Source organism: Mediterranea sp. ET5 (assembly GCF_023337025.1).
In the GTDB taxonomy this organism is placed as follows: Bacteria; Bacteroidota; Bacteroidia; order Bacteroidales; family Bacteroidaceae; genus Phocaeicola_A.
In genome coordinates, this window is the sequence record NZ_JAMBLN010000002.1 from 214,420 (window position 1) to 228,721 (window position 14,302).

The 14,302-nt window shown below is 56.3% G+C and carries 16 protein-coding genes; all 16 read right to left on the reverse strand.

Going from position 1 to position 14,302, the window contains the following annotated elements; translation table 11 throughout:
* Nucleotides 1–6: 6 nt before the first annotated feature.
* The 16 genes from M3087_RS02370 to M3087_RS02445 all read right to left on the reverse strand — a co-directional run bounded on the left by M3087_RS02370 (nucleotide 7) and on the right by M3087_RS02445 (nucleotide 14,301).
* Nucleotides 7–2,316 (reverse strand): type IV secretory system conjugative DNA transfer family protein, encoded by a 2,310-nt coding sequence (locus M3087_RS02370; RefSeq protein WP_249093471.1) that lies wholly within the window; start codon nucleotides 2,314–2,316, stop codon nucleotides 7–9.
* A gap of 24 nt (nucleotides 2,317–2,340) precedes the next feature.
* Nucleotides 2,341–2,805 carry a hypothetical protein gene (locus M3087_RS02375; RefSeq protein WP_249082485.1) on the reverse strand — a complete coding sequence of 155 codons (465 nt, stop codon included), beginning with the start codon at nucleotides 2,803–2,805 and terminating at the stop codon, nucleotides 2,341–2,343.
* 8 nt (nucleotides 2,806–2,813) lie between these two features.
* Nucleotides 2,814–3,701 (reverse strand): conjugative transposon protein TraN, encoded by an 888-nt coding sequence (traN, locus tag M3087_RS02380; RefSeq protein ID WP_249093473.1) that lies wholly within the window; start codon nucleotides 3,699–3,701, stop codon nucleotides 2,814–2,816.
* 34 nt (nucleotides 3,702–3,735) lie between these two features.
* Entirely contained in the window at nucleotides 3,736–4,950 is a 1,215-nt protein-coding gene (gene traM, locus M3087_RS02385) for a conjugative transposon protein TraM (protein WP_249093475.1), read from the reverse strand.
* Nucleotides 4,943–5,227, reverse strand: a complete 285-nt coding sequence (locus M3087_RS14400) for a hypothetical protein (protein WP_410796794.1) — start codon at nucleotides 5,225–5,227, stop codon at nucleotides 4,943–4,945. The genes traM and M3087_RS14400 overlap by 8 nt, the downstream gene beginning before the upstream one ends.
* 223 nt (nucleotides 5,228–5,450) lie before the next feature.
* Entirely contained in the window at nucleotides 5,451–6,047 is a 597-nt protein-coding gene (gene traK / locus M3087_RS02395; RefSeq protein WP_087330330.1) for a conjugative transposon protein TraK, read from the reverse strand.
* A 20-nt stretch (nucleotides 6,048–6,067) separates the two neighbouring features.
* Nucleotides 6,068–7,186, reverse strand: coding sequence for a hypothetical protein (locus M3087_RS02400; RefSeq protein WP_249093477.1), 1,119 nt, complete (start codon nucleotides 7,184–7,186; stop codon nucleotides 6,068–6,070).
* A gap of 36 nt (nucleotides 7,187–7,222) precedes the next feature.
* The gene (locus tag M3087_RS02405; RefSeq protein ID WP_204396264.1) at nucleotides 7,223–7,900 is read right to left on the reverse strand and encodes a DUF5045 domain-containing protein; all 678 of its coding nucleotides are present in this window, start codon (nucleotides 7,898–7,900) and stop codon (nucleotides 7,223–7,225) included.
* Nucleotides 7,890–8,555, reverse strand: a complete 666-nt coding sequence (locus M3087_RS02410; protein ID WP_249093479.1) for a hypothetical protein — start codon at nucleotides 8,553–8,555, stop codon at nucleotides 7,890–7,892. The genes M3087_RS02405 and M3087_RS02410 overlap by 11 nt, the downstream gene beginning before the upstream one ends.
* A gap of 74 nt (nucleotides 8,556–8,629) precedes the next feature.
* Nucleotides 8,630–9,370 carry a hypothetical protein gene (locus tag M3087_RS02415; RefSeq protein ID WP_087249863.1) on the reverse strand — a complete coding sequence of 247 codons (741 nt, stop codon included), beginning with the start codon at nucleotides 9,368–9,370 and terminating at the stop codon, nucleotides 8,630–8,632.
* Complete coding sequence (locus M3087_RS02420; protein ID WP_249093481.1) at nucleotides 9,358–12,198, reverse strand: TraG family conjugative transposon ATPase; 2,841 nt, start codon at nucleotides 12,196–12,198, stop codon at nucleotides 9,358–9,360. Before M3087_RS02420 ends, M3087_RS02415 begins: the two co-directional genes overlap by 13 nt.
* A gap of 37 nt (nucleotides 12,199–12,235) precedes the next feature.
* Nucleotides 12,236–12,535 (reverse strand): DUF4133 domain-containing protein, encoded by a 300-nt coding sequence (locus M3087_RS02425; RefSeq protein ID WP_249082466.1) that lies wholly within the window; start codon nucleotides 12,533–12,535, stop codon nucleotides 12,236–12,238.
* A gap of 4 nt (nucleotides 12,536–12,539) precedes the next feature.
* Nucleotides 12,540–12,896 (reverse strand): DUF4134 domain-containing protein, encoded by a 357-nt coding sequence (locus tag M3087_RS02430; RefSeq protein WP_087330397.1) that lies wholly within the window; start codon nucleotides 12,894–12,896, stop codon nucleotides 12,540–12,542.
* 67 nt (nucleotides 12,897–12,963) lie between these two features.
* Nucleotides 12,964–13,356: a hypothetical protein gene (locus M3087_RS02435; RefSeq protein ID WP_125105079.1), complete on the reverse strand. Its 393-nt coding sequence runs from the start codon at nucleotides 13,354–13,356 to the stop codon at nucleotides 12,964–12,966.
* A 2-nt stretch (nucleotides 13,357–13,358) separates the two neighbouring features.
* Nucleotides 13,359–13,946, reverse strand: a complete 588-nt coding sequence (locus M3087_RS02440; protein WP_249093483.1) for a MarR family transcriptional regulator — start codon at nucleotides 13,944–13,946, stop codon at nucleotides 13,359–13,361.
* Entirely contained in the window at nucleotides 13,939–14,301 is a 363-nt protein-coding gene (locus M3087_RS02445; protein WP_125105078.1) for a hypothetical protein, read from the reverse strand. The genes M3087_RS02440 and M3087_RS02445 overlap by 8 nt, the downstream gene beginning before the upstream one ends.
* Nucleotide 14,302: the final 1 nt, after the last annotated feature.

The following is a 14,302-nucleotide window of genomic DNA, read 5'->3' on the forward strand; positions in this document are numbered from 1 at the left end:
AAATCCTTAACTCATTCCCAGCAGTTCCTTGACCATGTTCTCCACCTCCTGATTGACCCGTTTGAAGTTGCGGTTGAGCAGGATTTCCTTCTCCCTGTCATTCTTGAACTCGTAGATTTTGGGCAGCGGCACGTAGTGTTCCTCCTCGTCCTTAATCTTCTTCATGTCGAAGTGTGTCTTGCAGAAATACTTGGTGGTCTTGAACTCCTCCGACTGCTCGATGTCGAACCTGTCCAGCATCTTCTCGTCCGTGGCGGTGAAGTCACGCGCCGCCTGTCCGGCCAGCCATCCCGTGGCCATGTCCGCTATCTTGGCGGCAGGAACGAGGTAGTCCATCTTCTCCGATATGGTGGTGGAAACCTTCTGGTCGTTGATGGAGATGGAGCGCGAGGTCTGCTTGGCCTTGCCGAACACGTCGTTCTGTGCCCATTCCAGCGTCTCCTTGTTGCGTGCCGCCCCCATGAAGATGTTGCCGCACGTGGTGATAATCTTCTGCATCCCGACCTTGCCGTAGTCGGCCTCCAGTTGCGGAAGCTCCTGGAAGCCCAGTGTAACGGCCACCTTATTGGAGCGTGCCGTGCCGATAAGACGGTCTATCTTATGGAAATAAAGGGTGGGCAGCTCGTCCACGATGATGCTCACCGGGATGTTCCCCTTGGAGTTCACACGGGTTATCAGGCGGTTCAGCACCAATGCGTTGAGCGAGCCGATGACCTGCTCCTTCTCCGGGTCGTTGGCGATGACAAGGTAGCTGGGATGCTCCCTGTCGGAAATCTTCAGGTCGAAGTCGTCCCCGGTGAACACCCAATAGGCTTCAGGCGACACGAGTCTTGCCGCATTGACGCGCAACGTGCCCACCATGCCTTCCAGCTGGTCGTTGGCCTTGTTCTCGTAAGCACTCTTGAACGGCGCCATAAGCGAGGCTATCTTGTCATCCTGCATCAGGATGTTGAACACCTGGTCGTATGGCCTGCCGAGAAACGAGAGGACGTGCGGCATGTCCGAATATTCCCCCGTGACAGTGTCCGGCTCCACCACGTTGCCGTCCTTGTCCTCATACCAGCAGCGGTCGATACGTATCAGCTTCCCTGTGCGGTCTTTGTAGCTGTAACCATTCAAGTCCACGAACATCCTATCTTCGTCAGTGGAAACGTCATTACCTTTTTCGTCCACAAAATCCAGCACTACGTTGCCGTCCTTGTCAATGGCATTGAAGTCGTCCCAATTTCTGATGACGATTTCCAGCTTCTTTCCCTCGTGTAGGATGAAGTGCCTGAGCTTCCTACCGTCCTTGAAGCCCACGGGGTGGAAGTTCACAAAGAAGTAGATGATGGCCGCGAGGAAGTTCTCCGCCGAGTTGGTGAAGAACGCCTCCGAACCGCCTTTCTTCTCGCCGCCGCCCTTGTTGAGCGATGCCAGCAGGGTAGCCGCCGTTTCCGACGCCGCCGCAAGGTCGGGGATGTACTTCCGCTGTATGGGATTGATGCGGTCGGAATACTCCACATCGGTAAAGTTGATGGTGCGGAAACCGCAGTTGGCAGGCAGCCTGCCGGCCTTCCGATTCTTGCAGAACTGGTAGAAGAGCGTCTTTGCAAGCGTGGGATACTTGAAGTCATAGACCATCATGGCGAACCCCTTGGCGGCGTGCTGCCGGATGAACGGGTCAATGACACCGAAGGACTTGCCCGAACCGGGCGTTCCCAACACGATTGTCCCACGGAAGGGGTTGATGATGTTTATCCATCCCCTGTGCATCTTCCGCTTCCAATAGTATATCATGGGGATGTTCACCGAGTAGTCGTTGGCGACCAACACCTCCGACTGCTGGAACGACTCGTTCTCGAAGTTGAAGCGGTCTTCGCCGACCTTGTTGTTGTAATACTTGGCGATGCCGTCCAGCCCCTGGTGTACCAGCATGGTGCCCACCACCGAACAGAGAGCGTACAGGATGCGGTTGGCAGGGAAACCGAACCAGCTGATGCCGAAATACATCCCGTGGAACACGAAGCACAGCCCGACAAGGGTCAACCCGGCCAGCACGGGATAGACCACCATCGTGCGCACATTGAACTTCAACGCCTTCTTCGCCTTGGTGCCGATACAGACGATGCAGATGCACACCAGCTCCGCCACCTTGCAGCCCGATACGGTGTTGAATACCTTGAAACGCCCCAACAGATCGAGAATGAACTGCGTGATGCGGTTGTCCGCCGTGACAGGCAGGTTCATCACAATCTCTATAATCAGGAAGATGTAAATGCAACTGCGGAAATAGTTGTACATCTGCTGCTGTTCCCTTGTCTCTTCAAATGCCATGCCTTCTGTTTTGTTTACAAGTGGTTAAAAAGGAATTCTCATTCCAAGCAACAACCCGTTGCGGAACGTGTCGCCGTGCAGGAAGTTCACGTTGTTCTTCTGTATCAGGGCGAACTCCCAGCCGTTACGGAATACATAGCTGTATTCAAACCCTCCCTCCAACCCGATGAAGAACCGCTTTTGTACCGCGCCGAACTGAGGGCCGAAGCGGAAACGGAGCATTCCGTTCTTGTAACGCACCAGCCGGTGCTTGTAGACAATGCCGCCGTCCCAATAGTAGCCTTTCCAGAAATCCTTTTCCTGCCAATGGGTACCGGCCTCGCCGTACAGCTCCACGGCATTTCCGTATGACAGCGGATGCTCGTAACCTACGGTCGCGTTCAGTGTGGAGGGAAACAGGAAGCCGGCGTTTACCGCCAGCTTGCCGTCCTGTGCGGACGCGCCAATGGCAACGACCGCACTGAATAAGGTGATTAAAAACTTCTTCAAAAACTTCTTCATTGCTTGTCGGAATAAGAGATATAGTAATAAGGATAGTAGGCTGCATCCTTCAGGATGTCGGCATCGAAGCCGTCCGCATGGAGGATGTCCTCGTATTCGACGGTCAGCACGATGACCCGTCCGCTGATCTGATTCTCGGATATTTCAATGCGCAGCACCTTCTCGTCGGGAAAGGTCAGCTTGGGCAGCACCATCACGTTGCGGTAGTCTTTCCTGAACTTCCTCGTGGAGTTGAGCGTGAATACGGGCGACAGCTCGATAGTCTGCGAGTTGGTCGCCTTGGTCTCCTTCTTGTCCGTGAGCTTCACGCGGATTTCCTCGATGTCGTAGGGAATCTTCGTTTTGTTGCGCAGCGAAAAGTCGATGAAGAAGTAATCCCCGACGGCGTAGATGTTGTTGACCGTGGCCTTCATCCCGTGCGCCCTCGTCACGATCTGGTTGTACTTGCGCCTGCTGCCGTACACCGCCCACGCATAGCGTGCCATCTCGGACATGGGCATGGTGACTTCTGGGTTGATGTAGGACTGCGTGTGGGTGTACGGCACCTCGAAGATGGCGGCCGCCTGTCCTGGCTCTTCGGTATAAAGGACGTCATATTGCGCGATGTGTCTTTCCCCGATGAGCGTGATGGTGCCCAGCAGCTCGTTCTCCGTGTAGCCGCCGGACCGTATGGAATCACCCTCATCATGGTACGGCTTGATGCGGACGATGTTGTCCGTACACTGATTCCCGGCAATCTTCGGGGTGGAGATGTCCACCAGCTTGATGGGTTCGGGCATGACGATGTGTGTGGTCACATCCCGGTTGACATAGATTTTCTCGTTGGCGTAGGCGGCCATGCCCACGGCACAGAGCAAAGTCAGTAAGATGGTTCTTGCTTTCATATAAGTAAGTATGTATTTGTTTTTCAAATCATGTTCACCTTGCATCGTCCGAGTTGATGAGATAGACGATGGTGTTGTACTTGATTTTCGCCTTGTTCTTCCGGATGTTGGAAGACAGGGCGGAAGTGGCGGAGTTGTACATGTTCTGCAGGGCCTGCAAGGCAATGGCCTCGCCGGATATGCCGGAACCGTAGCCGCCGTCGGACTCGATGTTGATGTCCTGTTGCACCACGTTGGAGCTAGCGTTCTTCACGAAATCGCGGAACGAGGATTCGGGCACGTAGAAGCCCTCCATGCCGTCGTTGTCGAATACGGACAGCTTGACCTTGATGAACTTGTCCCCGGCAAGTATGCTGGTGATGGTAGCCTTCACTCGCTGGCTGGAGAATCCCGTCACCGTGCCGTAGAGGTAAGTGCCTTTCCTCAACTTGGTGCCGCTCACCGTCACGTCGTCAAGCAGCTTGAAGCGCAGGCGCGTGCCTTCCTTGGCCTTGGTGGTCTGGTCTATCATGGCGCGTATCAGCCTGGCTTCCGCCGTACCGTCGGGAGCGGCCACCGTATGGAACTTGTCCGCATTGGTGTCGGCAGACTTGATGACAAGGTTCGGGCGGTTTCGTTCCGCCTCTTCCTTGCGGATTCTCGCCAGCGAGTCGGCACGCTGCCTTTTGGTCGCCTCTTCCGCTTCCGGGTTGCCGAACCCAAGGCCGCGCCCGATGGCCTTCTGCCTCTCGTAGCTGCGGCGCTGGATTTCCTCCAGGTCACGGGCGAAGTCGTCCTGCGAAGTGTAGCCCATGCCACTGCTTCCATCAGACATACGGTCTGAAGGTGCATTGTTGCCATAGGCGTATGAATTGATGTGTCGCCTGGACTCCGCCAACGAGCGTTCCAGTTCCTCCATTTCCTGCTGCCTACGGATGCGCTCCGCTTCCGCTGCGTCCAGTCCGTCCAGTTCCTCCTCGCTGTAGCCGTGTCCCGGCTCCTCTTTCTCCTCCTTTTCCTCGCCAATGCCTCCCACGGCGGTAAAGGCGTCCTCGTCGCCGAAGCGGCGCGACATCTCGTACATTTTGTCCCCGGCTTCCTCGGCGTGTGCTTCGGGCAGTTCCGTGTTGATGCGGTCGGTGGCCACGGCTTGTTCCGGCTCTCCGCCGCCCCCAAAAGTCTGCATCACGAAATACACCAGGGCGCACAGCGGTATGAAGATGACCGCCGGGAAGATGTACTTGGGTTGTTTGAAATTGACTTTAATCATGTTCTCCGTTATTATTGATGAATTTTACAATGTTCTCCAGCCGCTTGTACTGCCTGACAATCCGCAGGGAGTCACCGTGCGTTTTCCGAGGCATGGCTATCAGGGAGTCAAGTTCCCGTCGGATGGCCCGTCCGCTGTCCGCCAGCTCCTGTATCGTGGCACGGTGCAGGCCTTTGTTCGACTGTATGGTGCGGAAGCCTTGGAACAAGGGTTCCATATTGGCAATGACGCCGATGCCGTGTGCGTTGTCCGTCCCGTCCGGCCTGCTATTGTTCATGATAAGGGAGCATACCAGTAAGAGCGACAATGTTCCCGTAACACAGGCAAAAGTCCTTTTCGGATGCTTCCGTGCCCAAATGTTCGCCAGACGGATGCGACCGGCCAACCGGAGTCTTTCCCCGGCCTTTCCCAGTTTGGGTTGCAGCCATGCGCGGATTTGCAAGTGCGTCCTTAGCCTGCTTTCCCGAAGTTTCTTTCTGATTCTCATATCCAAATTGCATTTAGTAGTCCAAATCCTTGTTTTCGAGCGTCCTCCAGTTGGTAATCAGCAATCCGTGGGGATTGTTCCGCGTCCTTGGCACGGACTCGACATATCCGGTCGTGACCAAAGAACGCTTCAGGTCACGGGTGCGCCGCTTGATGAGCTGCGTGCCGTAGTAGGTGAACTTCCGTTCCTGTTCGTCGAAGTCGATGGAGTCGCACATGACGGTGCAGACCGCCGACGAGGAGATGATGTCGGAGTAAAAGCCGTTCTCGTCCATCGCCTGCTTCTGTTTCAACGCCGTGCCGTCCGCCATGTACATGGCCTTGCCGAGTGTCCACTTGATGTAGTCGTTGTCGGGCGGCAGGTTGAAGAAATACTGATGGAAGAGCTGGATGTGCGCCTGGGCCTCCATCGTGAAATTGGCCTCCAGCTGCGCGCGCTCGGCGAGGAACGGGATGTCGCCGTCCAATATGTATATCTGCTCCCTTTCCTTGTTTACGAGGGAGATGCAGCACCATACGGTGAAGCCGCAGATGACGGCGCATCCGCCTATGGTGGCCAGCACCGTCACCATGGCGAGCCTTGTTTTCTGTGCCAGTGATTCTATGAGCATATTTCTTTATTTTTATGATTTTATCTTCCAGATTTGGGCTTGACCATGGAAACCGCTCCACCGGCCACCGAACCGGCCGCGCCTCCAGCCATGAAAGCGATGCCCGTAGCCGTGGAGCCTGCCGCCGTGGCCGCGCCCGAACTTACGCCGCCGGGGATGAGCCACGAGGCCACTTCCGGAACGAAACGTATGATGTACGCGCCGACCAGCATCCCCATGGCGTACATGCAGTTGGAGCCGATGCCCTGCAGCCCCAATGCGCCGATCTGCGACCATGAGTTGACCGAACCGTGCAGCAGGTGGTCGTAGGCCACGAGGTCTTGCTGGAGGTTGTAAAGCAGGATGAAGTCAACGTAGTAGAGGCACATGTAGGTCACGAAGCCCCACAGCGAGAGGGAAAGGAACTTGGACATCCACTGGCTCCACGCCGAGTTCCACGGCGGGGCGAGGGAAAGGGCGAACATGATGGGGCAGAATATCATCATGATGGCCATGAAGATGCGCTGAGCCACGAGGATGCCGTAGTAGGACATCTGAAAAATCAGCTCTCCCACGAAGCGGATGACATCGTTTATCCATTCGCTGACCTTGGTCTCCGTGGCCACCACCGCCCGTTGGGCGTAGTTGTTGATGGTGTTGCCAAGGTTCTCCACGTTGTAGATGAGCTTGTCCCACCATGCGGCGTCCTGTCCGATGGCGGCCACCTGCTGCGCGGTTGCGATGGAATCCTGCACGGTGCGCAGCCGGTCAAGGTACTCGCTTTGTTTTTGAGCCACCTTCAGCTCGAAGGCGGCCACCTCCTTGTTCTTGGCCTGCGCCATCGCCTTGCTCGCGCTTTCAAGTCCCTTGCCGGGCACCTGCAGGGCGTCACATATCCACGAGGAGGAAGAGATGCAGATGGAGATGCCGACGATGCGGAGGAGCTTCATTACGTCCATGCCGCGCCGTCCGAGCATCATCATCCAGCACTCGTAGGAACCCACGCAGAGGGCGAGCAGCAGCCCGATGATACGGGCCAGTCCCACCGCGTCGCCCAGCACGGCCACGTTGGGGAACGTCTCCATGGCGACAAGGAGCTTGTCCAGGCTCTCGTCGATGGCCGGAAGGCCTATGGTCAATAAAACAGCAGACAGTTGCATAATCGTATTCTTATCTTCATGTAATACATTTTAATTCTAATAATGTGTGGCGGCCACGGCGCAGAGGTTGGCGGTCTGTTTCACGAGTGCCTCCATCTTTCCTTTGGCTTCTTCGTAGGCTTGCTGCCGCTTGGCGTTCTCCAGTCCGTAGCCCACGCCCGTCTTGCGGATATAGGCAATACCTGCGCAAAGGATTTCATTCTGCCTGCCCAGTTCGTCCACCTGCGGCTTCAACTTTCCGCCGCTTTTCGTCATGCAATAGAGCAGGCCGTCGGTGATGCAGTCCTGCATCCGGTTGAACTCGTCCTTGTAGGCCGGATAGACCAGGTCAACGGCGCGGTCGGCCTCCCGGACAAGCTCCTCCTTGTACAGCTCTTCCACATATTTGCGTTCTTCCTCCACCTTCTCCAGCTTCTGCCGCTGGGTCTCCTCGGATATGACCCGTGTGGGCATGATGCGTTTGATGTTCGACTTGGATTCCTTGAAGCGGACACGGAAGCCGGACTTGAAGCCCGCCCATTTCCAATACATTTCCGCGCCGGAGTAACCCTTGTGCAGGAAATAATAGTACCAGTCGGGCGCGAAGTCCCACGGCCCGTTCTCCATGGACTGCCATTGTTTCTTCTTCTCGTCATCACGGACGGGTACTTGTGCCTGAATGCCAGAGGCTGCCAACAGGCTGAACAGGCAAAGTGTTATTACTCTATATCTCATATCCTTGGTTCCATTTGTTGATAATTGTTTTTGCTATCTCGTCCTTGACTTCGGAGTTCAGTATCTCCCAGATGTAGTCCGGCTTCCATCCGCAATCGGTAACAAGATAGCAGTAAAGGTTCGCGTTGTCGATGATGTACCTCGCCCTGTCAATGGTGCTTTTCAGCGTCATCACCAGGTTCAGTTTCTCGTCCATGGAAGCCTTCATCAGGTTGATGCCGGAAGCGGCCACCGACGCATAGAGCTTGTAGCAGTGCTTCACCTCCCTCGATATGGCCAGGTTGGCGTCGGCATAGTACCACGCCACGAAGGGCTTCTTGCTGACATGGCCGAACGTGTTTGAAGTGAAGTCCTTGTATTCCTTCACCAACTGGTACAGGGCATTGGCCGTGGAAGAGATGGCACCTGCCAGCACCAGGTTGGAATGGGCGTTGTCCAGCTTTGTGTTCAGGGTGGTGCGCACGTCGTTGAACTTGCCGGCCCCCTTAGTGATGAGCGACTGCTCGCCGAAGCTGGCGGCCACACGCTGCATGGCCTTGTCCTCGTCCTTCTTCACCGCCTTGTGCAGGGCTATCAGGGCCTCGATAGTCGGGAGGTCTTTGGGTATGACTCCGGCCGATACCCTGACGGGAAGCGACAGTACGGCGATTGTCATAAAGGCAGCAACAAAAACCGCCTTGCAATTTCCTATACCTTTTATATTATAGTCCATGGCTCTTGTTGTCTGGTTCAGTAATTGGAAGCTACAAGCCCGTTCCATGACTGGACAAGGCTACCGACACGGTTCTTCATGGTCACCACGTTTGCCCAGCCCTCCGGGTCGATGGCAAAGAAGAGGTCGTCCGCTGTGGCATACTGTGCCATGAGCATCATTCCCTCCACCTTGTAGCGTATCTTCGTAAGGTCAGTATATATGCGATTGGCCAGGGTCAGCCGCTCGTAGCGGTCGAGCAGGTTGTACCCGTCGCTTTTCCTCTCCGCCGTGGCTTCCCCTTTGAGCGGGTTCTGCACCCTGGCGTTGTTCACGATGTTCACGAAGTCGCCCACCAGTTGTTGGGTCTCGGCTACGAGGTTGCCGAGTTCATTGAGGCAAAGCAGCTTGTTCGTAAACTTCGCCCTGCCCACCGTTTCAATAAGTTCCGGCACGTCTTTGAGGATATCGAAGGCGCAACTTCCGATTTCCTTGTAGTAAAGACTCTCCGTACCGAAACCGGAGATGTTTTCCATCGAGAGCTTGTACAGCTCCTTGATGGTGGCCATGCTCACGGTGTAGAGTTCCACCTTCTGCTTCTTGGAGGCGATGGAGTCCAGCCGTTGGTTGTGCTGCCCCTCGATGAGCTTCTGCGAGGCCAGGTTGGCGCCCACCGTTGCGATGCAGTTACGGTCTATGACGATGCGCCATCCGGCAAACGTGGGGGCGGACGCGGCAAACAGGAATGTTCCTAACAATATGTTTTTCAGCTTTCCCATAATGACATTACTTTTTGATGTTGGTTGACTTGTCTGGCGAACTCCAGGTACTTGGGGCTGCCCGCTTTTTTACGGTCGGCCTCGATGCGCGTGATGGCCTCCTGCACCGTGCCGTAGTGCCGCAGGTATGTTTTCAACGCCTCTTTTTCCGTCCGCTCGGTGGTGTAGGCCCAGTAACATTCGGGGGCTTCCTCCACGCCGTACACATCGGAATGCTGTCCCCGGCATATCCACACCTCCTTGAAGTAGCTGCGCCCCTCGTGGTTGTCGAGCGCGTTGATGGTGAATATCTGCTGCCGCTGCACGGGGGTCAGTCCCAGTATGGCGGCTATCTGTTCGTACCTGTCCTTGAATTTGGACTGGTCGAGCAGTATTTTCACGTCGGAGTTGTTGATGATGGCCTCCTTGACGATGGGCGAATCTATCACGTCGTTCAGTTCCTGCGTGACCACCCCGGCGATGCCGTGGAACTTGCGGACGGTCTTGTACAGGTACTTGATGTACTCCGCCATCGTGGGCGAGGCGATGGCCTTCCACGCCTCTTCGATTATCAGGGCCTTGCGCCCCTTCTTGATGCGCATTTTCTGGAGGAACACGTCCATGATGATGAGCACCACGATGGGAAAAAGTACAGGGTCATCTTTTATCTTGTCGATTTCGAAGACGATGAAACGCTCGTTGAAGAGGTCAACGTCCAGGTCGGCGTTCAGCGTCATTTCCAGCTCGCCGCCCCGGTAGAACTGCTTGAGGATGGCGGCGAAGTTGTGTATGTCGAATGTTATTTTCTCTAGGGAAGTGATTTGCGGGATGCGCTCCACGGCGAACTCGTAGTAAGAGTTGAAGGAAAGTTCCCTGACCTTCAACCGCCGTTTCTGCTCCTCCATGCGGTCTATCTGCTTGTCTATCTTGACAAGCATGGTATTCTCGTACAGCTCCTTGCGGTATTTCTCCACGATATGTGCGGCGTGTTCCCTTTCGGACTCCGAGGCGGCCTTGTCTCGTATGAGTGCCATGAGCGAACGGCACTGGCGGACGAGTTTCATGCGCCTGACTTCCGAGGGGAGCAGCAGGGCGCGGCTTTCCGGCACTTCCGGCTGGTCATTGGCGTTTATCAGGCGGTCGATGTCCTCCATCTCGTGGTTGTATTTCTCGTAGTCATCCTCCATCTTGGCGTCTACAAGTAGCTTTTGCCGCAACTCTGCACGCTGCTTTTCCGTGAATTTCTCGAAAGGATGGAAATAGGCATCGTAATATTCTACGAGGGTCTGGTTGACTATCATGTCCTCTATCTTGCTGGGGAATGTGCTGCCCTTGAGGATGAGGAACACAAGCGATTTGAGGAAATTCTTCTTCTCGCCGAAGTTCAGCCCGTATTCCTCCGCCGTGACCTTGAAGGGGTTCATGGAGATGGGTTTCTCTTTGGAATAGGAGATGTACGTGCCGCCGTAGTAGCCACAGATGCCCTCGTAGGAGTCGCCCGTGTCCACCATGACCACATCCGTCTGCTGTTCCAACAACTGGCGGACGACTGAGTTCATATGAAACGACTTGCCGCTTCCGCTTGGCCCGATACAGAAGAAGTTGGCGTTGTCGGTCATCTTCACCTTGCCCTCCTTGCCCGTGATGTCGATGCAGACGGGCAGCCCCTGCCGGTCGGTGTAGTACGTGGTCAGGGGCGTGTCCTCCGATTTCTTCAGGTGTTCCTTGAAGAAGAAGCACAGGGCGGCGTCCGACAGGGTAAGGAACAGGTCGTAGTCGGGATTGAAGGCGTAGGCATTGCCGGGGAAGCTGTCGGTGAACAGCTCCAGCTGGTTGTAGGCCGTGCGCGAGGGCATGATGCCGCACCCGTACAGCTTGGTTTCCAGGTAGGAAGTGACGGGCGTTACCTTGTCCGCCGGGCAGCTCACTAGGATGTTGAAGTTGGCGTAGACCAGCAGCGAACTGTCCACGGCAAGCTTTTCCAAGACCTCCTCGATGTCTGCCTTGGCTATCCGGTTGCTCGGGTCGGGCATGGAGCCGTGACGCTTGGCCTTGGCCTGGAGCTTGCGGAGCAGCTTGCGCTGTCCGGGTATCTGCACCACCTGGTTGTACACCACGCAATCCGCATGGGGAACGCTTGTCAGAAACGAGAAAAGGTCTGTGGCGATGCCGTAGCCGTTGACGCTGGCCTGCGTGTAGGGCCTGATGCGTGAGGGCAGGTTTATCTCGTCGATGTCCACCAGCGGATAGGAGCGCACCACGCGGCCGCCCACCTTCAGGTACTCGTCCGAAGCCTTGAAGTTGCTCATGGAGAACGGGCCGTGGCGGAAGCGGAAGGCCATGAAGCGGTGGCAGTATTCGTCCACCTCGTCCCTTGTCAGCCGCCTGTGGCGGATGTGCCTCTCGCTCAGGATGTCCTCCGCCTTGGCCACCTTGGAATGGAACTCCGCCCACTTCTTCGGGTCGTACTGCACGAACTGGCCGCGCTGCGCCTCCTGCGTGATGACAAGGTAGGTGCGTATCTCGGTGAACTCCCTTCCCTCGAAGTAGCGGAAGTAGCTCCGCGTCAGGAACTCCGCATCCTCCGGCACGTCGTGGTGGTAGGCCTGTCTGCAGAAGATGTCCTGCTTCTGCAGGGCGTAGCCCTCGCCGAGTGTCTGTACGAGGTTGGAGAGCACGTCTTGGAAGCGCAGGTACTGCTCCGCGTCCGTGCATAGCTGCTGCACGGGGTTGGCCGTCTCGAATATGACCGAAGGCTCGCCCCTGGCGGAGAAGAGGACGGCATGGCCGTCCGTCTCTTCCAGCTGGGCGTAAAGCCCCTCGAATGCCCGTTTCCTGTTCTGTGCCATAGGATGCTTTCTGTTTTTATCAGTTCTTCAATACTCTTTAATCCGTTTTCCGGATGTTCTTATAGACGTAGATTCCCTTCGCCCGTTTCTTGTTGTGCAGTCCGCCGCGCTGCTTCACGAAGATGGTGGCCAGCCCTGCGGCGGCCATCACCAGCATGGCGACGAACCCGGCGAGTTTCCCCAGGACGATGGAAAAGGCGATGAACCCCACGAAGGACACGCCTATGGCCACCGCCGCCAGCGTGAGGAAACGGCCCCGGATGCCCATGAACTCCAGCGGTTTCTGGAGTCCCTTGAACACGGGGAAGCCGTCCTGACCGTTCTTGTTTTCCTCCATGGCCTTACGTGAAGAAAAGCGGCAAAGCCTCTGACAAAGCGATGAATGCGATACATCCGCCGATGGTCAGCATGATGGTCTTCTTGACATCCTGGTCGCCGTTCTGCATCTTGAAGTAGACATTGAACGCGCCTACCAGCACGATGACCGCCGCGATAGCCTTCATGAGGTTGGAGACGGGTGTCTGGTAGGAGCTTACTTCCTGGGTGGCCTTGGTGAAGCCCGCCGCCCCCTTGCTACCAGCCATGACGTCGCCGGCGGCGAGGGTGAGTGCCACGAGGGCGAGCGTGCCCTTCCGGGCGAACGCGGACTGTTTGAAACGGACGAATGCGCGTAGGCATTTTCTTTTTAGTGTCTGCATTTCTTTAATCATTAAATGGTTGTTTCATCGCCGAAGGAACAGGGGTCGCTAAAGGAACGTGTGATTCTCACCTTGCGTTCTCGCAGGTGTATATGACCAGGCCGAGGTCGCTGGTGCCGCTTTCCGCCAGCCTGTCGATTTCGTGGATGAGGTCGTCCACAAGGATGCCGTCGGTCATGACGGCCTCACGGTAACCGGGACGGCGGAAGCCTTTTTCTTGGGGTGAGTCCGGTTCGGATTGCCCGTTGCCAACCGCCTCTTCCTTCTTTTCCTCGTCCCTGCTGACTCTGGTCGGGCGGAAGCTCTTTGCCTCGTCCGATATGTCTATCTCTTCTTCCGTATGGTTCTCCTTTTCCGCGTTCTGAGCCGCCTGCGCTGTCCTTATGTCCGTGAAGATGAGGAAGACGTAATAGCAGGCCATTGCCACGAAAAGGATAAAAACGATTTGTCCGTACTGCATGGCTATAGGGCATTGGATAATGGTGTGTTGTCTCCGGGAAAAGGCTGGAAGGCCAGTCCGAGCCTGGCGGCTTTGGCTTCCAGCCGGGCTTTCCGGCATGTGGCTTCGGTGAAGTACAGTATGTTCCGGTGTACGCCGGTAATGTAGCCCTTGGCTTTCAGCCGGGAGCGTATCCTGACCTTGGCGCGGTGTGAGATGACCTTGAGGCGTGTGAGGGGGTCAAGCCCGAAGATTGCCCTGCGCCGTTCGCGGCGGACCATCTCGCGGCGAACACGGGACGACATCGCGTAACCCATTTCCTTGCTCCGACTCAGCTCCAGCTTGCGTGCCATGCGGCTGACTGTGGTGCGGCTGATGCCCAGGTCGCAGGCCATCTCGGCGTAGGAGCGGTTGTCGAAGTGGCGGCTGATGTGTCCGGCACGTTCCAGCCACCGGCTCTTGACCAGCTTCTCCAGTCCGAGTTCGCGAGCTTTCTCCTTCACGGCCGTCACGCCTATCTGGAGCATATAAGCAGTATGTGCAGTGGTCTCCACGGGGTAAAGCTCGGCAAGCCGGGAGAGCATGGCTTCTGTCCAGTTGATTCTACGCATGGGATTCGGGGTTATAGTTGTTGAACAATGATTTCTTCTCGCGGCGGTATTGCGCCAGCCGGAAAAGGTGGTTCTCGAAGAACGAGCGGACGATGGCGTTCACGAGGTCGGAACGGCAGCGGCCACGGATGTCGCAGTCGTCAAGCGAGTCGGCCAGGTCGCGGTCGAGTTTGCATACCAGACGGTCTGCCTTGCCGTTCCCGTCCGTCGGCGCTTCAAGGTAGGCCATGAAGTCCTGCCAGCACTTGTCGCCGGGATGTGCGGTGCCTTGCTCCGCTTGTCCTTCTCCCTTGAATGCAGATTCGTCGTCATTGATGCCTCTGGTGAGGTCGTCTATTTGTAATTCCTTGTTCATT